Below are 22,768 nucleotides of genomic sequence, written 5' to 3'. Positions count from 1 at the left end.
TCTACTTCTTAACTCTACCTTCATTTTGCTTAACAAAACTAGCCCAACCAGAATAACTTTTACCAACAGTAACACGACCCTGATTGTAAAAGTGACATACTGCAGCTGCTAAACCATCCGTTGCATCTAGATTTTTTGGTAAGGTTTTTAAGCCTAAAGTACTTTGCAACATTTTCGCTACTTGCTCTTTACTAGCATTACCATTGCCGGTTATAGCCATTTTTATTTTTTTAGGAGAGTATTCCGTTATAGGTATTTCTCTGGATAAACCTGCAGCCATAGCTACACCTTGAGCACGACCTAATTTCAACATACTTTGCACATTTTTTCCAAAAAAAGGTGCTTCTATGGCTATCTCATCAGGATGATGGGTTTCAATGAGTTCAATTGTACGTTCAAAAATGAGTTTGAGTTTTAGATAGTGATCATCATACTTTTTCAAGTCTAATTCATTGAGTTGCATGAATGACATTGTTTTTCCCACAACCTTAATGAGTCCAAAACCCATTATGGTTGTACCAGGATCAATCCCTAAAATAATTTTTTCTTTACTCATTAATCACAAAAATAACAGCCACTTAAAGACACCGAAACACCAACTGTTACCGTTAGGAGGTTTCCATTGAATGACCCAAAGCCATCAAATATAGGATCAAATTCTTTTGCAAAACCAAAAATATAGGATGTGTCTAAAAACACCGAAAAGGTTCTTGAAACTGAATATTGGAACTCGATGCCAGCCATGGCATTGAAATAGGTAAGGTTGTTATCGGCATAACCACTTAAAGGCTTAACGAAAGATATTCCTGGTCCAGCGTGTCCCACTATACCTATATGCGTTGGCAAGAAAGTCATTAGTGTCGTGGCATCATAAACAAATTGAGCATTAACTCTTGAATAATTTATTTTAAAATAAGGTGAGTCGCTGTTATTGGCTATACGATTAAAACCATAATCTAATTTGACACCATATTGCGGTTTAAACATGCGCTGAACTCCTAAATGAATAGTTGGAAAATTTACAGGTTTCGCTTCAAACCCTGGCACAAATCCACTTGAACTAGGACTATTAAGACCAAATGCAACTTGAGCCTTCCATTTACTAGCCTCGCTTTGCCCACAAACAATGATTGTTGTAAAAAACAATAGTAAAAACAAGCTACTGAATCTATAATTTACAAAAGCTATCCTCATATGACTTTATTGTTTTATTTTGTACAAAATATAATCTACGACTCAATTGTATGTTTGGAGCCGTTCCTTACAAAACTAAACAATTCTTTTTTGTACTTATTAAAATGAGTATAGTAGTTGGTGCTTTTTATTTTATTTATAATAAACTCACTTCTAACCAAGAAATGGATTTTAAAGTTTTCTGGGATTTTTTATCAAAAAACAATGCGTTTTCAATAAAGAATGTGATTTTTTTGATGCTTTTAAGCATTTTAAACTGGTTTTTTGAAATTATAAAATGGCAGCATTTAGTATCCTATATTCATAAAATATCATTTAGTAATTCTTTAGAACAAAGTCTTGGTTCTTTAACAGCATCATTATTTACCCCTAACCGTGTGGGTGAGTACGGTGTAAAAGCCATGTATTTTAAATTATCAGAAAGCAAGAAGATAGTTGCGATGAATTTATTGAACAATAGCTTGCAGATGGCAGTTACAACACTCTTGGGCGTTGCTGGATTGAGTCTTTTTGTATTGAGATATCCGCTTGACATATCTTATTACAAGGTGTTTAAATTTGGTGTTGTTTTATTAATTATCATCTTATTTCCAATAATAGGTTTGGCAAAAACCAAATTTTCTATAAAAGGAATTTCCTTTCAAACTGCCAGAGCATTTTATTCCAAAATCCCAAAAGCGTTATATGTAAAGGGATTTTTATTCTCACTTATTCGTTACATGGTTTTTTCATTTCAATTTTATTTTTTACTCACATTATTTGGTGTGAAATTGAGTTATTTTGATTCCATGGTTATCATAACAAGTATGTATTTTCTAGCATCCATAATTCCAGTTATTTCAATTTTTGATGTGGTTTTAAAAGGTAGTGTTGCCATCTTTTTGTTTTCTATAACTGGTGTAGGCAACATAATTATTTTGAGCACCATATTGCTTATGTGGTTTTTTAATGTGGCTTTGCCTAGCTTAACAGGAGCCGTATTTGTGCTGAAATTTAAATTACCTCAAAAAACAGTATGCTTATAATAATTTTGGCCATATCATTTCTGTACCTGCTTTTGATTGGCGGATTTATTATTGGTTTTGATAATGTCAATAATTTTAAAGAAAAACTACTAGTACCAAAAACAAAATTTTCAATTGTTATTCCCTTTAGAAATGAATCAGACAATTTACCACGCTTGTTGGATTCTATCTTGCAATTGGAATATCCCAAAGAACTTTATGAAATACTATTGATAGATGATGCTTCTACAGATGATTCAGTTTTAATTATAAAATCACACTTAAAAGACACCCTTTATGATTGGACGATTTTAAAGAATAACCCTAATACAAGTTCCCCAAAGAAAGATGCCTTGAAAATCGGTATATCAGAATCCAAATATGATTGGATTATTACCACGGATGCTGATTGCATATTGCCAGAAGAATGGCTTAATATTTATGACACTGTTGTTCAAAACAGTGCATATTCATTAATAGCTGGTCCTGTAGCATATAAAAAGCCTAAATCATTTCTTGATCATTTTCAAAATTTAGATTTTATAAGTTTGATGGGCTCAACCATTGGCAGTTTTGGGCTAAAAAAACCTTTTATGGCTAATGGTGCGAATTTGGCCTACAAGAAAGCTCTGTTTCATCAATTAAACGGATTTGAAGATGATTCAAACATAGCAAGTGGCGATGATGTTTTTCTACTTCAAAAAGCAGTAAGGTATAATTCAGAACAAGTGGGCTATTTGAAAGCAGAAGGAGCCATCGTTTTAACTAACCCACAACCAACATGGCAACAGTTGGTTTATCAACGCGTTCGGTGGGCATCCAAATCAATCTATTATAAAAGTGCTTTTTCAATATTTACAGCATTTACAGTGTTTTTCATGAATATCCTATGCGTCATCTTATTGCTTTCATCAATAACTGGCCTGACCAATTTTTTTACGTTTCTATCCCTTTTTGTATTCAAATCATTTTTAGATTTTATTCTTATCAATAAAACTAGTGGCTTTTTAGGTCATCAAATTCCATTTATAAGATTTTTGATTTCCAGTATTTTATATCCGTTTTTTACTACATACATAGTGACCATATCAACTTTTAAAAATTACGATTGGAAAGGACGTACGTTTAATAAATAACCCGTAAAAGTATATCATGATGTCGTTTAATTTTTATAGTTTTACAAGTAACCTAAACATTTGTAAAATGAAAAAGCTACTATTTTTATTCTGTTTCATTGCTTTTGGCTTTTCTGGATTTACCCAAGAAACCTATAACGTCAATAATGAAACACTGGAATTAAAAACTGAAGTAGAAGGTAATTTGGACTTGTTATGGAATATTTTTGATGGTAAATACCGCTATTTTGTAAGAAGTAATAATGGTAACATCCAAGAATTGGTAAATACTAAAAATGAAGGAACACGTAAATATCAAGAAGAATATAAGACAGTTTTAAATAATCTAACAAAAGACTACGGGCTAACAGCTGAAAAAGTAAATCTGACACTTTTCAGTTTAAAAGAATACATCAATAAATACAATGCGACATCTGATGTTGGTTACAATTATAAAGAGCGCGCTAAAGTACAATCTAGACTTGGGGCTTTTGGTGGTTTAACCAATCAACCATTTGTCGCCAATCCAAATAATAAATCGGTGCCGTTTTTTGGATTAGAATTTGAAATTTTCGAAGAAAGCAGATTACCTAGACATGCTTTGTTTTTTCATTTTAGACATGCTCTAGAAGCTGACGATTTTGAATATTCTTCTACACAACTATCCATTGGTTACAGATATCGAATAATAAACAAAGAGGCCTTTAATTTCTATGGAAATTTAAAAATGGTTACTTATACGGCTTCAAATGCTACTTATGTGTCTAGTAATCCGGAAATTGGGATTTACGAAGAATCAGCTTCTGGCATTCAAGTACCTTTTACACTTGGTTTAGGTGCAGACATAAGGATTACAAAAAATAGCTTCATCACATTAGCCTATCATGATATTTATGCAATTTTTATTGATAACAGTGATAATTTCCCAATAGATTTTGCTTTAGGCTATAAGATTAATTTATAGTGCGTTTAGACAAAACATCAAACCCTGCTTTTTCAGATTATTTTTGGAATGATGACAATCACCATTCTCAAACCATGTCGGTTTCTGGAATTATAATAAAATCTCTCGTTTCTATACTGATTATTGCATTGATAACGGCTGGAATATGGAAGTTATATGATAACGGTTACAACGTTAAGTGGTTTACCACTGGAGGGATGCTTGCCGCTATCATTATCAGTATTATTATTTCGGTACGAAAGCATTGGGCAAAATTTCTAGTACCATTATATGCTATTGCCAAAGGCTGTTTTTTAGGTGGAATAAGCAGTTTTATTCAGGCTAAATTCCCTAACATGCCTTATCAAGCAATTGGAGTTACCATCATTACATTTTTTGTGATGTTGATATTATATCAAACACGAATAATTGTTGTTACAAAAAAGTTGAGAAGTATTATAATTACTACTTGTGCCAGTATTTTTGTAACCTATATTATTTCATGGATTTTAGGTTTCTTTGGAATTAAGGTTTTTATTTGGGGTACATCTTGGTGGGCAATTGCTTTTAATGTAGTTGCAGCTATCTTTGCTTCATTATCATTATTATTGGACTTTGACTATATAGAACGTTTTAAAGGTAAAGCCCCTAAAGAAAAAGAATGGTTGGCTACTTGGGGTTTACTGGTTACATTGGTTTGGTTGTACGCCGAAATATTAAGACTCATGCGCAAACTTGCCATTCGTTTTTAATAAGCTTGAATAATAATAGGCAATGTAAATGCTGTTTTTACTTGCTGACCACGTTTTACAGCAGGATAAATTTCTGGCAGTGAATCCAAACTATTATTTATAAGGTTTTTGATATTCGGGATTTCGTGCAATGTTAATGAGTCAACATCAAATTCCATAACCGTTAGCTTACCCTTTTCAGAAATTTGAAATTTGATTAATAGGGTGTCTTTGATGTTTTGAGATACAACAATAGTATCTGCTTGTATATTTTTTGAAATTGCCTCTATAAGCGTATTCTGAAAGCATCTTTTTTTTCCTTCTTTTGAAATTTCATTATCACATATTGTAAATGAAGGATATTCATCAACCTCATTCCACGTAAATGTTTTTAGCTCTTCATTCAATATAGCTTCAGATGATGTTTTTTTTACGTCAAAGTAATTGCAGGAGGTTAAAACCAAAAAAGCTAAAATAAAATACCCTTGTTTCATAATTTGTTATGATACCGAAAAGTACAATTTTTTGTATTAATTTTAAGTAAATTGATAATTATAGATAAAAAAACCGAAAACGTTGTTTTCGGTTTTTAACAGTTTGACAATTTAGTTTATTCCTTAATTTGAAATTTGATTGGCAAATAATAAGGCACGGTTACTTTTACACCGTCTTGTTCGCCAGGAATCATGGTTGGTAATATGCTGACTACTCTAATAGCTTCATTCTCTAAATCAGGATGATTGGCTCTAGCCTTAATGTCAATTATTTGGCCATTAGCATCAATTTTGAAAAAAACTGAAATTTTCTGCTCGCCGGTAAGTCCTAAATCATTAGATAAATTAGTGTTAAAGTTTTTAAGTATAAAAGAATTGAGTTCTTTACTCATACAGTTTATACTTTCTTCTCTAGTTTCAACTTTTTCACAACCAGGAAACGCAGGTACTTGTTCAATGACACCATAAGGAATTTCAGCATATTTTACTACATCTTTAAAGTATGGTTCTTTAAGACCGTCAGGAGAAACTAACATCATTAATGTTTTTAAAGCATTTTTTTCTTCATCAGTCATACTCCCTTTTGCGGCAATAGATTCTTTTAAATCAGCAATGCTTTGCAAAACTTCACTAGAAGCTTTCTCTTGAGATTCATTGCTAACTCTATACTCTTGTTTAGCTACATCTTTTGTAGGTCTGTCTTGTGAGCAAGAAGAATATAAAAGCATTCCAAAAACTACAGGGATTAACAATGTATACTTAAGTAATTGAATTTTTCTTGATTTCGATTTTTGTAACATAATAATTCGTTTTTTGATTAATGATTGTTTAAAAAATGGGTTGATAAACGATACTGATTTGATATCAAAAACCTGTGACAGCAGGTTTTCATAATATTGCTTTTTATTTTGCTTGATTGCTTTTGAATCTGCAATAAACTCGTGCAAATCTGATATTCTATTCTGGTACATATATACCAATGGATTAAACCAAAATACTACGCGAAGTATTTCAAAAAAAAGCAAATCCCATGTATGTTTTTGTTCAATATGAACTAACTCATGTTTCAATATGGACTCACGTTCTTGGGTTTTAATTTTTTCTCCAATAAAAACATAATGAAAAAATGAAAAAGCCAATGTACTGTTGGAAACTTGTATTATTGAAAAATCCTTTTCTTTAACTTTAGGATTGGTATAAGCAAGTTTTAAAATCTGAAAAATTCTGAATAAAAAGTATAACAATGCTAAAATACAACCAAGTAACAAAATGTTAGGGACATGTGATAAGATACTATTTGATGTACTTGTTCCTTTTAGTACCACTTCATTTAGAACAATTGGGTTTTGAGTTTCAAAAGCAAATTTTGGAAAAGAAAATGTATATACTTGAGGTACAACATTTCTAAAACTTTCAATCTTGATAAGCGGAAGTAAGATGGACAAAACTGCTGTTCCTAACAAATATGCCCTGTTCCAGTTAAAAAAGGTTTCCCTTTTTAAAAACACATCGTAAACTATTAAGAATAGTAACTGAAATGCAACAATTTGTATGACGTAGTGTATCATGATTTATTGTCTTTATTAATTTCTTTTAAAACCGATTCCAATTCATTTAAACTGATGTCATTCTTCTTCATAAAAAATGATACCATACTTTTAAAAGAACCTTGAAAATAATTTTCCACCAACGTATTGATGGATTGGTTACTATAATCGGGTTTCTTTACAACCGGAAAATAAACATGACCTTTGCCTTGTTTTTCATAATCAACAAAGCCTTTGGATTCCAGTATCCTTACAATGGTAGATACAGTATTGTATGCTGGTTTGGGTTTAGGGAGTTCTTCAATTATTTGTTTGACATTGGCTTTCTCTAGCTGCCAAAGTATGTGCATGATCTCCTCTTCTGCTTTAGTAAGTTGTTTCATCATCTAACTTTATGGTTCAATAAAACTTGTCAACTAAACAATTAGTTGAATACAAATATAACTAAAAAATTAGTTCAAACTAATTTTTTAGTTTAAACTTTGTAACATTCTTTGTTTATCTTCGTCATACCAATAAAATTTATATGGATATTTTACTGACGCTCATTGGATTTGTTTTTATGCTAGTAGGCATCATAGGTAGTTTTTTACCTGTTTTACCTGGCCCACCATTAAGTTGGGTTGGCCTGTTATTGCTTCACTTAACAAATACCGTTGATACCAATTGGGTGTTTCTAGGTATTACTTTACTAATTGCTTTACTTGTATTCGCACTAGACTATATCATACCTGCCATGGGTACAAAAAAATTTGGAGGTAGTAAATATGGTATGATTGGCACAACCACAGGACTATTGGTTGCAATTATTTTTCCTATTTTGGGACCTTTAGGTATAATTATATGGCCTTTTATAGGTGCATTAGTTGGTGAATTACTAAATAAATCAGATTCTAAAACAGCTATGAGAGCTGCTTTTGGTTCACTTCTAGGATTTTTAACAGGAACTTTTATAAAATTTTTGGTTGCTGTAATCTACCTTGGTTTCTTTATATCGACTGTATGGGAACACAAGAGTAGTCTTTTTTCTTTTTAAGAAGAAACCCTATGATTTTCGGTTAGTATGAAAACCACAGGGTTTGTGTAAATGCTATTATCAACAAATTTTTTGAGGGATTCATCAAATCTGTCGTTGATATTTCAAATGTATGTATTTAAATAAACTTTTTGCTGCGGTAAAACCGTAAACTTGTTGTGGTAAAACCGTACTATTCTATCATACAGCGCGTTTCAAGAACTTTTCAAAAATGATAAAATGTTGAATTTTAACAGTTTTTGAAAGAATTTTTATATAAAGCCCTTAACTCTCGCTTCATCTAAAAGTGTTTCATCGTTACCATCTTGAACATCAAACAATAACTTTAATTGCTTTTTGCGCTTTTCAATAGCACTTAAAGAAATATCTATGTGATCAACCAGGTTTTTAGTACGAATACCTTGAGAGAGTAGATATAAAATTTTTCGATCAATGTCATCTAAATCAATGTCGTTGGTTATTGACTTTCTTACTATGGAATTGACGGTTCCACTATAAAAAGGCGGATTGTTAAGAACAGCTTGAAAAGCACTCGCTAATTCACTAGAAGTTAAATCGCTTTTTATTAAAAAGCCTTCAGGATCAATATTTTTAATTAAATTATGTACTCGATAATTCTCATTAAACATGGTAAGCATAACAATTTTGGCCTCTGGCATGACTTTTCTGGCATATTTTGCTAAATCTTCTCCTGAATTGAATTTACCATCGGTTGAAGGTGGCAAACTAATATCCATAAACAAGACATCATAAGGTTTTTCAGTTTCTACTGCACGGTTCATAAACTTTACAGATTCGTCACAATTGTTGGCAATATCTATCAGTAATTTTTGATTGTCTTTTTTAGTTGCCAGTAACGTATTTTGATAACCCTCAATGATTATTGGGTGATCATCTGTCATTAGAATACGAATTATTTTTTCCATTAGGTTTTAAAAATTAATAGGTTAGATTGGGATTTTAATTAAAATACTGGTACCGACATCTTTTTCAGAAGTCATTTCAAGTTCACCATGTATTTCCTTTACTCTTGAATGCATGTTTTTAATACCTATTCCTTTTTTGGCTTTATTAACATCAAAGCCAGATCCGTTGTCGGTAATGAACAAGCAAATTACATTATTTTTTAATTTAAAGCTAATCTCAACGTGAGTAGCATTGGCATGTTTGTAAATGTTTTGAAGGGATTCTTGAATAATTCTGTAGATATGTATCTTTGTTTTGTTTGGAATATCCTCCCAGACAATATCTCCTTCAATACTAATATCATTATTAAAGCCGTAAGCTTTGGACTGCGTTTCAACTAATGTACTAATAATGTCTTCATAACCAGAGCCTGAAACAAAATCAGTATTTAATTCATGGGACACTTTCCTGATTTCCTGTTCAATATTCTTTAACTCAACAATATAACCTTCTCTAGTTTTTATGGCTTCGTCAGTTGTGCTTAAATTCAAACTATCCAAACTCAAGCGTGTACCAAACAAACGACCTAAAATACCATCATGAAGTTCTTCTGAAATGCGTTTTTTCTCAATAGATCTCGCTTCATCAATTTTATCCTGTTGTGATAGCATTAGATTATAAATTTCTTCATTAGCCTCTTGTTGTTGTTGTACAAGTTTCAATTCTTTGTTTTTGGCTCTTTGCGATATGATGATATAAAGTAAAATTAAAGTTACTAGTAAGCCTCCTGATAATATTAGTAACCACATACGCTCACGGGTTATCTGCTGATTTTTCAACTCAAGCTGATCAGTTTCCAGTTCAATGCGTGCAAACTTATTCCTAATAGCTCGTTCTTTATTGACTAAACTATCATTTAGCTTGATGTATTCATTCAAATAAACTTCTGACCTATCTGTTGTATCAATTTTAGATTTTAGCATCAATGCACTTAATATTACATCATTGGTTGAAGATTTCTTACCTAAATTATAAGCTATGTTTGAAAAAAACGAGGCTGAATCTAGTTCTTTCTCACCCAAATAATATTCGGATGCATTAAGAGCTACTGACATCATGCTAGCCTCTTCTTGAATACTATCACTAATTTTGTACGCCTCATATAGCATATTTTTTATTTCAGAATCGGGATAGTTTCCAATTAAATATTTTAAATGTGCATAATCGCCTAATATCAACGCATAATTATATAGCTCTTCCTTTAAAATCGACTTATTATCAAATAAGTCTTGATAAATCTTTAAAGCTTTATCATATTGCCCCAATTCTTTATAAATCAATGCAATATTACTATTTGAATACAGTGTATAGAGGTTGTTGTCCTTTAATTTATTGCTATAGAAAAGCGCTTTATTATGGTATTCAACAGCTTGGTCATATAATTTTAATTCATCAGCAGATATGGCAATCAAATTATATAAAGCCCATAAATTATCTAATGTGAATTCCGTTTCAGGCATGTTTTCGTAAAGCTTAATAGCCCTTGCAGCAGTATTTTCACAACCGACATAATCACGCTCTTCAAACTGAATAGTAGCCATTTCATTTAGGGTTCTGGCTTCATCTTTCACCATTTTTAAAGTGGAAAAATACTTAAGTGTATTATAATAATAGTAATAAGCACTATCCGATCTATAATTTGAATTATGGTACCATCCTAAAACATTATTTATGTATGCAAGTGCTAAAGTATCTTTAATCTTTTTAGCAAGTTTTAAGTTTTGATGGTTTAAATCATAAATGGAATCTGAAGACATTTCATTTCTAGCAATCTTATTTAAATAAAGCGTAGCCAACAAACGCTTTGTTTTTAAAATCGTAGTATCCTGCTTGGAAATATTAGCAAAATAGATAGCCTTTTTAATATTTTTAATACGATAGTCTAAATCTAAAGATTGATCTTCAGCCAAAGATTGATAAAATTCCAGACTATCAAATACGGAAGTTTTATTGGACTCTTGCGCATTAAGAGTAAAGAATATAAAGAAGAGTAAATAAAAAACAGCTTTCTTAAGGAACATAATGGATTTCTATGTCCCTCAAATGTATCAAATTTTGTAGCAAATATGATACTGAATATAAAATTAAATAAACAACAAATGAACCTCTAAATATTAGAGGTCCAAAAGCTAAATAAAATGGCAGGAAATATTATCCGTTTGAAGGAACCGTTCCTTCTTTCTTTTTAATATGTCTTTTAACAGCAAAAGCATACGTAAAATCTTCTTGATTTGTTACTTTTTCTTGCTTCGGCTCTGTAGTAGTCACATCGCTCTTAATACTTAATCCAGTTAGGGTTGTACAAAAAACGGCAGCTAATAAGGTAATTTTTAAGGTTTTCATGTTAGTTCATTTAGGGTTAAACAACAGTTTGCTATTAATTATTTACTATAAAAATTGATTTTTAAACTAAAAATCGCTGTTGAGGGAAGAATGGATAATTAACCTTAAATATTTAGATGCCAAAAAGGCTTCAAATAATTATTTTATAACATGAGGGAATAGACAAAAATTTGTCTTAAATGGATTAATAAACCTTAAATAAGCTGAATAATTCGATTTAGGGACTTATTTGAAGGACTGTAAATATAGATTCAAGGGCTATGATTACACTAAATAGTCGATTAAATGCATTTTATATCGATTAAATGCTTAATAATTAGAATTTTCTTACAAGTATATGTAATTGTAATCTATTACAAAACAAAAAAGCATCCCAATCTTCTTAAAAAGAAAAAAGGAAAGCTTTCCATTGGAATACCCAACACAATTGGATATCTCCTACATTTACCTCAACATTTCTATTGAGATAAAACAACACAACTAAATTTTATTGCTAAAAAAAGCTCCAAATTTAGGAGCTTTAGCAATTTAGCGGTCTGGACGGGACTCGAACCCGCGACCTTCGCCGTGACAGGGCGACATTCTAACCAACTGAACTACCAGACCGTTGCTCTATTGCGGATGCAAATATACACGGCTTTTTTTATAAGTCAAACCTTTTTTTAAAATATTTTAATCTTTATTTACAAAAACTTTTGACGCTCTATCATATAGGTCATTAAGATATTATTAAAGTCTTTATTAATATCTGCTTCTACATATTTAATTCTATACTGAATACATTTAAGTTTTATTTCTGAAAAATAATCAGCAACAGCTTTTTCATAATTCTCTTTTATATTTTCAGCATATAGATTAATGTGATCACCTGTTTCAACATCAACAAATCGCTTTGGTGTGTTACTAAAATTAAATTCCAGTTCATGCTGCTTGTCAAAAACATGAAACAAAACTACCTCGTGCTTATTATATTTTAAATGGCGTAAAGCTTCAAATAATTTTTCATCATCTGAAGTTGTTTGAAACATGTCAGTAAAAAAGAAAATCAACGAACGTCGTTTTATCTTTTCAGCAATTTGATGTAAGTATGTATATGTATCTGTTGTCTTATTTTTAGGCTTTGAAATAGCCATTTCGCGCAACTGATGCAATAACATTTGATGATGTCGTTCACTACCTTTTTCTGGCGAATAGTAATCATACTTATCACTATAAATACTCAAACCAACAGCATCACGTTGCTTTTTTAAAATCTGCATTAATGCTGCCGAGGCTAATGCAGAAAATGCTATTTTGTTTAAACTATCAATGCCGAAGTCAGCTAGTTGAGGATAATGCATTGAACTACTATTATCAACAATTAGGTGACAACGTAAATTGGTTTCTTCATCATACCGTTTTGTATATAACCGGTCGGTTTTTGCAAACAACTTCCAATCTATATGTTTGGTACTTTCACCTTGATTATAAATTTTATGCTCTGCAAATTCTGATGAAAACCCATGAAATGGACTTTTATGCATACCAGCAATAAAACCCTCAACCACTTGTTTGGCCAAAAGTTCCAGATTTTTAAATCCACCTGCTTTATTAAGTTCTAATTGCAAATCCATACGAGACTAAACTAAAAAAGGTTTGTCGCATGGACAAACCTTTTATCATTTCTTTTAGAAAGTATTTTATAAAAGCGAATCAATCGCTTCAGTGTAAGCACTTTTTTGCGCAACACCTACTTGGCGTCCTACAACTTCTCCGTTTTGGAATACTAATACTGTTGGTATGTTTCTTACACCATATTTTGCAGCAAATTCTTGATTAGCATCTACATCTACCTTACCAACTACAGCTTTCCCTTCATATTCATTACTAATTTCATCAATGATTGGTCCTACCATACGGCAAGGTCCACACCAAGCTGCCCAAAAATCAACCATTACAGGTTTATCACTTTTTAATACTGTTTCTTCAAATGTTGCATCTGTTATTTCTAATGCCATAATCTATAATTTAATATGTTCTACTTCTATTTGTTATGCAATATTAGTCAAAAAAAATGCCAAAGCTTACAACCTGACAATTTGTTTTCCTTATGCATGTATTGTTTCAGGTTATTTATTCTTAACGAGTAATAATGCATTAATTTAATTTATAAAACACATCCTGTTTTTCTAATTCATCTAATAATTCTTGAGATATTTTTATTTTCTGCCTTCTGCTCGGCATGTTTAATTTTATCTGCTCTTCATTATCATAAATCACAAAATTAAGTGAATTATCACCTTGATGAAGATTAAACAACTCTTTAAGACTTTGAATACGTTTTTCCTGAAGATCCGCAATATTTAGCTGTACCGAAAGTTTCTTTGCATAGGTATCCATAACATCATGCAACAACTGAAAACTATTAAACTGTAACCTTGGATCACTTTTCTTCCCTGTATCCCGATTCACCCAGCCTTCCCGAATAAAAACCTTAACATATACAAACGAATTTTTTAGAAGAAAATGTCTAAACTTTAAATATTCTTCACCAAAAATTCTAAATTCAAAACTATCTGTATAATCTTCTATCGTGAACAGAGCCCAACCTTTGCCTTGTTTACTCACACGATGCTGAACATCAGTAACAACGCCACCAAAGGTCATTTCACGATTTACATATTGCTCCAAATTATTAAACAACGCAATATTGGCATTACAAAAAGTTTTCATTTCAATTCTAAAATCATCTAATGGGTGACCAGAAATATAAATTCCCACGACTTCTTTTTCTCGTGCTAATTTTTCCATAGTTCCCCATTCTTCGCAAGGCGGCACCTCTGGTTCTGCAATTTGTACATCACTTGCTTCTCCAAATAAACTTACTTGTGCAGAATTTTCATTCTCTTGATGTTTTGCTCCATATTTAATAGCTTTTTCCAAAAAGGTAATACCATCACCATCATCATGAAAATACTGTGCACGATGCGTATTCTCAAAGCAATCAAAGCCTCCAGCTAATGCTAAATTTTCAAATGCTTTTTTATTGGCTGCACGTAAATCAATACGCTTTGCAAAATCGAAAATTGAATTATAATGACCATCTTTTTTACGGTTTTCAACAATGGTCATTACAGCACCATGACCCACACCCTTGATAGCTCCCATTCCAAACCGAACAGCATTGTCTTGGTTAACAGAAAATTTATAGTAACTCTCATTAATATCTGGGCCCAAAACATCCAATCGCATGCGCTTACACTCTTCCATAAAGAAAGTAACCTGCTTAATGTCATTCATGTTATTAGAAAGCACAGCCGCCATATATTCTGCTGGATAATGTGCTTTTAAATAAGCCGTTTGATAAGCAATCCAAGCGTAACAGGTTGAGTGCGATTTATTAAAGGCATAACTCGCAAAAGCCTCCCAATCTTTCCAAATTTTTTCTAAAACATCCCTTGGATGTCCATTGGATTCACCACCATTTAAAAATTTCGGTTTTAATTTTTCAAGTAAGGCGAATATCTTTTTACCCATGGCCTTTCGCAGTACATCGGCTTCACCTTTAGTGAAACTGGCTAACTTTTGTGACAATAACATCACCTGCTCTTGATATACCGTAATACCATAGGTTTCTTTTAAATACTCCTCCATCGCCGGCAAATCGTAAACGATATCCTCACGACCATGTTTACGAGCGATAAAACTAGGAATGTATTCCATTGGTCCAGGACGGTACAGCGCATTCATAGCAATTAAATCATCAAACACAGTAGGCTTCAAGTCCTTCATATGTTTTTGCATGCCAGGAGATTCGTATTGAAAAATACCTACAGTTTCACCTCTTTGGAAGAGCTCATAAGTTACTTCATCATCCAAGGGGAAGTTGTCAGGATCTAGTGTAATACCATGTTTCGCTTTAACAATCTTAACGGTATCTTTAATTAAAGTCAAAGTTTTTAACCCTAAAAAATCCATTTTTAACAATCCAGCATCTTCCACTACCGAGTTATCAAATTGAGTAACATATAGGTCGGAATCTTTGGCAGTTGCAACAGGAACAAAATTGGTAATATCATCTGGAGTGATAATAACACCACAAGCGTGAATACCAGTATTTCTAACCGAACCTTCCAAAATTCGTGCTTGGTTTACAGTTTCTGCTTCTAAATCTTCACCATCTGAAATATTAAGTAACTGATTAACTTTTTCTAAATCTTCTGCACGGAATTTTTTACTTAATTCCTTTTCTTCCATGCCAAAAATCTTCCCAAGTTTAGACATGGTTGGGATTAACTTGGCAATTCTATCAGCATCAAACAATGGCAAATCTAAAACACGAGCGGTGTCACGTATGGAAGATTTGGCAGCCATGGTTCCGTAAGTGATAATTTGAGCTACTTGATTACTTCCATATTTATTAATAACATAATCCATAACGCGACCACGACCTTCATCATCAAAATCGATATCGATATCTGGCATACTTACACGATCTGGATTTAAAAACCGCTCAAAAAGTAAATCGTATTTAATAGGATCAATATTAGTAATCCAAAGGCAATAAGCCACAACTGAACCAGCAGCTGAACCACGACCTGGACCAACAGACACGTCCATATTTCTAGCTTCACGAATAAAATCTTCAACTATCAAAAAGTAGCCTGGATATCCTGTTTTTTCTATAACATCAAGCTCAAAATCTAAACGCTCTTTAATCTCATCGGTTAGTTCTCCATAGCGTTTTTTAGCACCTTCATATGTTAAATGTCTTAAAAAGGCATTCTCACCACGCTTACCGCCATCTTTTTCATCATTTGAATCCTTAAACTCATCTGGAATATCAAACTTTGGAAGCAAGACCTCTCTTGCTAGTTGGTATGGCTCTATTTTATCTACAACGTCTTGAATATTGCTAATAGCTTCAGGAATATCTTTAAAGAGTTCCTTCATGCCTTCAGAAGACTTGAAATAATATTCTTGGTTAGGCAATCCATAACGATAGCCTCGACCACGGCCAATTGGTGTTGCCTGCTTTTCACCATCCTTAACACAAAGTAGAATATCATGCGCATTAGCATCTTCTTTATCTACATAATATGTGTTGTTGGTAGCTACTAATTTAATATTATGCTTTTTAGAAAATTCGATTAAAACTTGATTCACGCGATTTTCATCCTCTTGATTATGACGCATAATCTCGATGTATAAATCGTCACTAAACTCCTGTTTCCACCAGAGCAAAGCTTCTTCAGCCTGATTTTCACCAACATTTAAAACCTTACTTGGCACTTCACCATACAAGTTTCCAGTAAGTACTAATAAATCTTCTTTGTATTGTTTTATGAGCTCCTTATCTATTCTAGGCACGTAGTAAAAACCTTCGGTATAGGCTATAGACGATAATTTCGCTAAATTGTGATAGCCTTTTTTTGTTTTCGCTATTAAGACTACTTGATAACCGTTATCTTTTCTGGATTTGTCTTGGTGATTTTCGCAAACAAAAAACTCGCAGCCAATTATGGGCTTTATAGTTTTAGCTATTTGTGTTTCGCCTTTATCTTTAGTCGCTTTATTTTTTTCTTCTACAGATTTGTTGTGATTATTTATCTGCTTCACAAAATGAAATGCACCCATCATATTAGCATGATCAGTTAATGCTACAGCAGGCATACCATGTTTAGCTGCTGCTGCAACTAAATTTGGAATGCTGATGGTTGATTGTAGAATAGAAAATTGCGAATGATTATGCAAATGAACAAAGTCAACCTCTTTAAGCTCGGAGATATTTTCTTTAATTTCTTGGTCAGAAATATCATTGGTTTGAGCTTGTTGTAATCGTTCGTGTATTTTTGCGCTAGCTTTTTTTAAATTAATATGCTTTAAGCCTATTAACTGAATTTCTTTAGGGTTAGCTTCAGAAAAACGTATAAAATAATCCGGTTGAACATCAAGTTGTTCTTTGGTATATTCTTCACGTCTAACCAACTCCAAAAAGCAACGTGTTGTTGCTTCTACATCGGCAGTAGCATTATGCGCTTCGGCAAAGGGCTCATTGAATAAAAACTCATGTAATTCTGTAAGCGTTGGCAGCTTAAACTTACCACCTCTACCTCCTGGGATTTTACATAATTGAGCTGTATGCTCTGTACACGTATCTAATACGGGAAGTTCTTGTAAATGGTTGGCCACATCTTCTCGCACAAATTCAGCTCCCATAATATTGAGATCGAACCCAACATTTTGTCCTACAACAAATTTTGTTTGATTTAAAGCTTTGTTGAACTTATCTAGAACCTCTGTCAATGGCACACCATGTTCTTGTGCTAATTCTGTAGAAATACCATGTATTTTTTCAGCATCAAAAGGAATATTGAATCCTTCGGGTTTAATCAAATAATCCTGATGATCAATACAATTACCCATGTCATCATGTAATTGCCATGCTATCTGAATACATCTTGGCCAGTTATCAGTATCAGTTATTGGTGCATCCCAACGTTTTGGCAATCCCGTAGTTTCGGTATCAAAAATTAAATACATGCTAAAAATCTATCAATTAAAAGGTATCACAAAAGATTATAAACGAGCTTATAAAAATACATAGAAATACTGCTTTATTAAAGTGAAGTTATAAACAGTTGTAAACAAAAAAACGCAACCATAAGGTTGCGTTTAACTTTCTACTTTAAAATATAATTATGACACTAATTCTTCATGAACTTTTTCAGTATTAATAGCTGCTTGAATAGCATTTTTTTGCTTAGTCAACAACGAATCAATACTTGGCGGCAACGTTCTGTCGTTAAGAATTTCTTTATATTCTTCGAGACTAGCTTCCTCTCCACGTATAGCTTCTTCTAAAATAGCTTCTTCATCATTTGATGTAAATAATGATTTTAGGCTCATCCAATTTCTATGCATCGTACCTTTGAAACTTCCTGAATCTTCAGGTATTTCTCCATAACGCAGAATTTCAGTTCGCAATTCTTTAGCAAATTGGCTTCGTTCAGTTGCGCGACGCTTGAAGAACATTTTTAATTCTGGAGAATCTACATTCTCCATAGCATTTAAATAGCCTTTTTCAGCATCATAATTTTTAATTAATAATTCGTTTAACTTGTTTGAAATTTCTTCTGAATACTTCATAATCTTACTTTTCATTTAAATTTCAATAAATTCTTTATAGATGCGTATTGTTTCACATCTTCTATAACAGTATAACAGAAATACGTCCTCAAGTCAAGTATTATATCACTTTATTGATAAACTTTAATAGTATTTAACAACAAACGCGACCAATTGGTCGCGTTTGTTAAATATTTTAAGATTTAAATTATTACTGACAGTCTCCAAGACCATTAATGATAATCTGAATAGGACTATTGACACCACCACCACCGCAAGTAACAATTTGCTGCTGTAAGGCTGCTTTATAAGCCAAACATACTTCAGTATATTGTGGACTACTGGGGTCTGTATTATTGTAAAGTTCTTCTGCAGCTTGAGCTTCAGCAACAACATCGTCACAAGAATCTAAACCACCTCCCAAATTATATAGTGGAACATCAAAAAATACACCTTGACTAAAATTAACCGTTTTCAATCCGTCTTGTGAGAACGCATTAAACCAAAAACGGCCTGAAACTGAAGTAGCTGTTACTTGAGTGATTTCAATTTCTCCATCTGGTGGATATAATGAAAATTCTGGGTCGGGCACAAAATTCGTTGAATAACTAATTTGATCAAAAATTAAATATTCTGCTTTACTAGAACTTCCTCTTCCGAGATATTTAGCTCCTAATTCTAGATTAGGGACAGTAAAATATAACCCATCATTGCCGTTTTTACCAACAATAACAATTCTGCCAGCATTATTATAACGAACCTCATAAGAAGTTGCTCGCCATAAATTACCATCCTTTTTCCCCTGTACAGCTGGCGTGTTAAATTTTATTTCATCACTACAACTTAAAATTGTCACCAAAACCAGCATTAAAACACTTATTCTCTTCATAGTACATATATTTAGGAACTCAAAAATAATATAAAAAACGTAATAAGTTAGAATTTTACTTAACTATTTAAAAATCAAAAAAAATATAGTATCTTTGCGCACTTATTAATAATCGAGGTCGAGAACCTCACTAATTAATTTTTATGTCAGTTAAAATTAGATTACAAAGACACGGTAAAAAAGGAAAACCTTATTACTGGATTGTTGCAGCAGATGCAAGAGCAAAAAGAGATGGTAAATACCTTGAGAAAATTGGTGCTTACAATCCAAACACAAACCCGGCAACTATTGAATTAGATGTCGATGGTGCTGTAAAATGGTTACAGGATGGCGCACAGCCAACCGATACGGCTAGAGCAATTTTATCTTATAAAGGTGCTTTGCTTAAAAATCATTTAGCAGGTGGCGTTAGTAAAGGTGCTTTAACAGAAGAACAAGCTGAAGAAAAATTCAAAGCTTGGCAAGAAGAGAAAACTGGAAAAGTTGAAGCAAAAACTGAAGATTTAGCAAAAGCTGAAGCGGAAGCTAAAGCCAAAGCTTTTGAAGCAGAAAAAGCAGCTAACGAAGCGCGTATTGCAGCCAACACTCCTGTTGTTGAGGAAGTTGCTGAAGAAGCAAGTGAAGATACACCAGAAGTTGAAGCTGAAGCTTCAAACGAAGAGGAGTAAAATATTTTATTTCATACCTTTGAACCCAGACTTTTTAGTCTGGGTTTTTTATTTTAAAATATGAAAAAAGAAGATTGTTTTTACTTAGGTAAAATTGTAAAAAAATACAGCTTTAAAGGGGAATTACTAATTAAACTAGACACTGACGAACCTGATTTATATGAAAGCCTAGACGCGTTGTTTATTGATTTAAGAAATAATTTAGTGCCTTTTTTTATTGAGTCCTCCCAACTTCATAAATCTGATTTATTACGTGTAAAATTTGAAGATGTAGACACCGAATCTGATGCTGATGCTTTAATAAAAAGTGACATTTATTTGCCTTTGAAATTTTTACCAAAGCTCGATGATGATAAATTTTATTTTCATGAGATAATCGGTTTTCAGGTTATTGATAAAATCCATGGTAATATTGGGACAATAAAATCGGTTAACGATTCAACAGCACAAGCATTATTTGAAATAGATAAAGATGGTATTGAAATTTTAATTCCAATGAATGATGAGTTTATCACTAATGTTGACAAAAACAAAAAGGAAATTTTGGTAAACACACCCGAAGGATTGATAGACCTTTACCTATAATAATCATGTCCGAATTCAAATTCAAAAAATTTACCATAAATCAAGATAACTGTGCCATGAAAATTGGCACCGATGGCATTTTATTGGGTAGTTGGACAAGGCTAGACCACCATCCATTTTCAATTTTGGACATTGGTGCTGGAACGGGTGTTTTATCTCTTATGATGGCCCAACGCAGTCAGGCTGGAATGATTGATGCCATTGAAATTGATGATAATGCCTACGAACAATGCGTCGACAATTTTGAACAAGCTCCTTGGTCCGATAGGTTGTTCTGCTATCACGCCTCTTTATTGGAATTTGCTGACGAAATTGAAGATACGTATGATCTTATAATCTGCAATCCCCCTTTTTATTCGGAAGATTATAAGTCCGATAACAAGCAACGTGATTTAGCACGTTTTCAAGATGCTATGCCTTTTGAACATTTAGTTGCATGCGTTTCAAAATTATTATCAGAAAAAGGTGTGTTTTCTGTAATTATCCCTTTTAAAGAAGAAGCAGGTTTTGTTGATTTAGCATTGAAGCACAAACTTTTCCAGAATAGAACACTTCATGTTAAAGGAAATACCAATTCCGATATTAAAAGGAGTTTAATGGAATTTTCATTCACAAAAAAACCATTAGTCACAGAAACACTTATCATAGAAACTAGTCGTCACCGATACACCCAAGAATATATAAACCTGACCAACGACTTTTATTTAAATATGTAAATCAATTTTGGTGGCGTTTGTTCCACTTCATCAATACATAAAAAGGTATGCCTAATACCAATAGAATAAATCCGTAGAAAACCGTTTCCTGTCCAGAACCAAAAATTGCCCATAGTGAATACGAAAAGCCTAAACCACCTAAGACAAAAGTTTTTACCCAACTTTGCAGATGAACTTTTTTCTCAATCAGGATCAGAACGTAAGCTGCCGCAGTAAAGAGATAAGGCACCAAAGCCACAAACACGACGATATCTACAATAAACTTAAATTGATCAACAAGGCCTTCTGATAAATTCATAAGCAGTACACCTGTTGTCAATAAACTACCTATTATCAAACCCATAGCTGGCGCTCCTTTTTCATTTTCCTTCCTGAATACCTTGGGAAACAATCCATCCTTTGCAGTTGCCAAAGGAACTTGTCCAGTAACCATAATCCAACCATTTAAAACGCCCAATCCAGATATTATGACACCTATGGCCACAAAATAACCGCCAAAATCACCCGCAATTATTCGGGCTGCTTCGGCAAAAGGCGCTGCTGATGTTTGCAACCTATCAATTGGTAAAATACCAAAAAGCACCACAGTTCCTAAAATATAAACACTTGCAGTTATTATAGTTCCCATCATAGTCGCTTTTGGAATAGTCTTTTCTGGATTCCTAATACTTTGCGAAGGGATGGTAGCACATTCAAGACCGAGAAAAGCATATAGTGTTAGTGCTGCAACCATTGGGAATGTGGCAAAATCACTTTCGGACGTTAAATTAAATTCCGGGAAGTTATCAATACTAAAAAAGAAAGCGCCAACAACAATTACAAAAACCAATGGTAACAGTTTGAGTACGGTTGTAACAACCTGCACCCTTCCCGACTCCTTGATTCCTCGTGTATTTATCCAAGTAAAAGTCCAAATCAATCCCAATCCAATAACAACTTTATAAAGCGTATTGGTTTCCAAAACAGGAAAAAAGAAACTCAATGCCCCGATGATGGCAACAGTCAAAGCCGCATTACCAATCCAACAAGACAGCCAATAGCCCCAAGCAATTAAAAACCCCATAAAATCACCAAAAGCAGCTTTGGGATAAGCATAAGGACCTCCTCCTTTTTTGATGATCTTACTAAAATTACTGAAGATTTTCGCCAGAATCAAAGCGCCAATTGTTGTAAAAACCCAACCTAGCAAACTTATACTGCCGTATTTAGACAAGGCAGCTGGCAAGATAAAAATCCCTACACCTATCATATTTCCAATGACAATGCAGGTTGCGGTAACCAAACCTATTTTAGGGGGAATTTTGCTCATTTTTTATCTGAATAACGATTTCTGACTAATTAATAAAAATGAGGCAGGTTAAATGTACAATTAAAATATTTCTAATGAAATCTTTCACCTTTTTATATGTATTTGGTTAAATTTGGCCAGA

The 22,768-nt window shown here is 32.8% G+C and carries 22 protein-coding genes and 1 tRNA gene; 8 read left to right on the top strand and 15 right to left on the bottom strand.

Going from position 1 to position 22,768, the window contains the following annotated elements; all coding sequences use genetic code 11:
* Position 1 precedes the first annotated feature (1 nt).
* Together ruvC and C1S72_RS09845 are read right to left on the bottom strand one after the other, a co-directional pair.
* A complete protein-coding gene (gene ruvC / locus C1S72_RS09850) occupies positions 2-556 on the bottom strand; it encodes a crossover junction endodeoxyribonuclease RuvC (RefSeq protein WP_104735430.1) in 555 nt (184 codons plus the stop codon).
* Entirely contained in the window at positions 556-1,194 is a 639-nt protein-coding gene (locus C1S72_RS09845) for a cell envelope biogenesis protein OmpA (protein ID WP_104735429.1), read from the bottom strand. Before C1S72_RS09845 ends, ruvC begins: the two co-directional genes overlap by 1 nt.
* A 104-nt stretch (positions 1,195-1,298) precedes the next feature.
* Between C1S72_RS09845 and C1S72_RS09840 the strand changes: the two genes are divergently transcribed.
* The 4 genes from C1S72_RS09840 (at position 1,299) to C1S72_RS09825 (ending at position 5,008) form a co-directional block, all read left to right on the top strand.
* Positions 1,299-2,219, top strand: coding sequence for a lysylphosphatidylglycerol synthase domain-containing protein (locus C1S72_RS09840; RefSeq protein ID WP_230401612.1), 921 nt, complete (start codon positions 1,299-1,301; stop codon positions 2,217-2,219).
* The gene (locus C1S72_RS09835) at positions 2,210-3,334 is read left to right on the top strand and encodes a glycosyltransferase family 2 protein (protein WP_104735427.1); all 1,125 of its coding nucleotides are present in this window, start codon (positions 2,210-2,212) and stop codon (positions 3,332-3,334) included. The genes C1S72_RS09840 and C1S72_RS09835 overlap by 10 nt, the downstream gene beginning before the upstream one ends.
* Positions 3,335-3,401: 67 nt before the next feature.
* Complete coding sequence (locus tag C1S72_RS09830; RefSeq protein ID WP_104735426.1) at positions 3,402-4,277, top strand: hypothetical protein; 876 nt, start codon at positions 3,402-3,404, stop codon at positions 4,275-4,277.
* Positions 4,277-5,008 carry a Bax inhibitor-1/YccA family protein gene (locus C1S72_RS09825; protein WP_230401611.1) on the top strand — a complete coding sequence of 244 codons (732 nt, stop codon included), beginning with the start codon at positions 4,277-4,279 and terminating at the stop codon, positions 5,006-5,008. Before C1S72_RS09830 ends, C1S72_RS09825 begins: the two co-directional genes overlap by 1 nt.
* On the opposite strand, the gene C1S72_RS09820 is transcribed toward C1S72_RS09825, so the two are convergent.
* From C1S72_RS09820 to C1S72_RS09810, 3 genes are all read right to left on the bottom strand, one after another.
* Positions 5,005-5,481 carry a hypothetical protein gene (locus C1S72_RS09820; RefSeq protein WP_104735424.1) on the bottom strand — a complete coding sequence of 159 codons (477 nt, stop codon included), beginning with the start codon at positions 5,479-5,481 and terminating at the stop codon, positions 5,005-5,007. The genes C1S72_RS09825 and C1S72_RS09820 overlap by 4 nt on opposite strands.
* 116 nt (positions 5,482-5,597) lie before the next feature.
* Positions 5,598-7,049, bottom strand: a complete 1,452-nt coding sequence (locus tag C1S72_RS09815) for a M56 family metallopeptidase (protein WP_104735423.1) — start codon at positions 7,047-7,049, stop codon at positions 5,598-5,600.
* The gene (locus tag C1S72_RS09810; RefSeq protein ID WP_104735422.1) at positions 7,046-7,411 is read right to left on the bottom strand and encodes a BlaI/MecI/CopY family transcriptional regulator; all 366 of its coding nucleotides are present in this window, start codon (positions 7,409-7,411) and stop codon (positions 7,046-7,048) included. The genes C1S72_RS09815 and C1S72_RS09810 overlap by 4 nt, the downstream gene beginning before the upstream one ends.
* Before the next feature lie 143 nt (positions 7,412-7,554).
* Here C1S72_RS09810 and C1S72_RS09805 point away from each other — a divergent pair, with 143 nt between their 5' ends.
* Positions 7,555-8,064, top strand: a complete 510-nt coding sequence (locus C1S72_RS09805) for a DUF456 domain-containing protein (protein WP_104735421.1) — start codon at positions 7,555-7,557, stop codon at positions 8,062-8,064.
* Between the two features lie 251 nt (positions 8,065-8,315).
* Here the strand turns inward: C1S72_RS09805 and C1S72_RS09800 are convergent, their stop codons facing one another.
* The 9 genes from C1S72_RS09800 to C1S72_RS09760 all read right to left on the bottom strand — a co-directional run bounded on the left by C1S72_RS09800 (position 8,316) and on the right by C1S72_RS09760 (position 19,369).
* The gene (locus C1S72_RS09800) at positions 8,316-8,990 is read right to left on the bottom strand and encodes a response regulator (RefSeq protein WP_104735420.1); all 675 of its coding nucleotides are present in this window, start codon (positions 8,988-8,990) and stop codon (positions 8,316-8,318) included.
* A gap of 21 nt (positions 8,991-9,011) precedes the next feature.
* Positions 9,012-11,051 (bottom strand): tetratricopeptide repeat-containing sensor histidine kinase, encoded by a 2,040-nt coding sequence (locus C1S72_RS09795; protein ID WP_104735419.1) that lies wholly within the window; start codon positions 11,049-11,051, stop codon positions 9,012-9,014.
* Positions 11,052-11,181: 130 nt separating this feature from the next.
* Positions 11,182-11,373 (bottom strand): hypothetical protein, encoded by a 192-nt coding sequence (locus C1S72_RS09790; protein ID WP_104735418.1) that lies wholly within the window; start codon positions 11,371-11,373, stop codon positions 11,182-11,184.
* Between the two features lie 532 nt (positions 11,374-11,905).
* Positions 11,906-11,979 (bottom strand) — tRNA-Asp (locus C1S72_RS09785).
* A 77-nt stretch (positions 11,980-12,056) separates the two neighbouring features.
* A complete protein-coding gene (locus C1S72_RS09780) occupies positions 12,057-12,986 on the bottom strand; it encodes a DUF58 domain-containing protein (RefSeq protein WP_104735417.1) in 930 nt (309 codons plus the stop codon).
* 66 nt (positions 12,987-13,052) lie between these two features.
* Positions 13,053-13,370, bottom strand: coding sequence for a thioredoxin (trxA, locus tag C1S72_RS09775; protein WP_103050957.1), 318 nt, complete (start codon positions 13,368-13,370; stop codon positions 13,053-13,055).
* Between the two features lie 139 nt (positions 13,371-13,509).
* The gene (dnaE, locus tag C1S72_RS09770; protein WP_104735416.1) at positions 13,510-17,895 is read right to left on the bottom strand and encodes a DNA polymerase III subunit alpha; all 4,386 of its coding nucleotides are present in this window, start codon (positions 17,893-17,895) and stop codon (positions 13,510-13,512) included.
* Positions 17,896-18,051: 156 nt separating this feature from the next.
* The gene (locus C1S72_RS09765) at positions 18,052-18,501 is read right to left on the bottom strand and encodes a ferritin-like domain-containing protein (RefSeq protein WP_104735415.1); all 450 of its coding nucleotides are present in this window, start codon (positions 18,499-18,501) and stop codon (positions 18,052-18,054) included.
* A gap of 190 nt (positions 18,502-18,691) precedes the next feature.
* Positions 18,692-19,369 (bottom strand): DUF6252 family protein, encoded by a 678-nt coding sequence (locus C1S72_RS09760; protein ID WP_104735414.1) that lies wholly within the window; start codon positions 19,367-19,369, stop codon positions 18,692-18,694.
* A 143-nt stretch (positions 19,370-19,512) separates the two neighbouring features.
* Between C1S72_RS09760 and C1S72_RS09755 the strand changes: the two genes are divergently transcribed.
* Genes C1S72_RS09755 through C1S72_RS09745 form a run of 3 tightly spaced genes read left to right on the top strand, consistent with a single transcriptional unit; the run spans position 19,513 to position 21,338 of the window.
* Positions 19,513-20,037 (top strand): 30S ribosomal protein S16, encoded by a 525-nt coding sequence (locus C1S72_RS09755; RefSeq protein WP_104735413.1) that lies wholly within the window; start codon positions 19,513-19,515, stop codon positions 20,035-20,037.
* Between the two features lie 60 nt (positions 20,038-20,097).
* Positions 20,098-20,622 (top strand): ribosome maturation factor RimM, encoded by a 525-nt coding sequence (rimM, locus tag C1S72_RS09750; RefSeq protein WP_104735412.1) that lies wholly within the window; start codon positions 20,098-20,100, stop codon positions 20,620-20,622.
* 2 nt (positions 20,623-20,624) lie between these two features.
* Entirely contained in the window at positions 20,625-21,338 is a 714-nt protein-coding gene (locus C1S72_RS09745; RefSeq protein ID WP_394338528.1) for a tRNA1(Val) (adenine(37)-N6)-methyltransferase, read from the top strand.
* A 1-nt stretch (position 21,339) separates the two neighbouring features.
* Here C1S72_RS09745 and C1S72_RS09740 read toward each other — a convergent pair whose 3' ends face one another.
* Positions 21,340-22,647 (bottom strand): amino acid permease, encoded by a 1,308-nt coding sequence (locus C1S72_RS09740; protein WP_104735410.1) that lies wholly within the window; start codon positions 22,645-22,647, stop codon positions 21,340-21,342.
* Positions 22,648-22,768 lie beyond the last annotated feature (121 nt).

Source organism: Hanstruepera ponticola (assembly GCF_002940745.1).
Lineage (GTDB): Bacteria > Bacteroidota > Bacteroidia > Flavobacteriales > Flavobacteriaceae > Hanstruepera > Hanstruepera ponticola.
The sequence above is the reverse complement of the archived record's forward strand: the minus strand, read 5'-3'. Positions and strand labels throughout refer to the sequence as shown.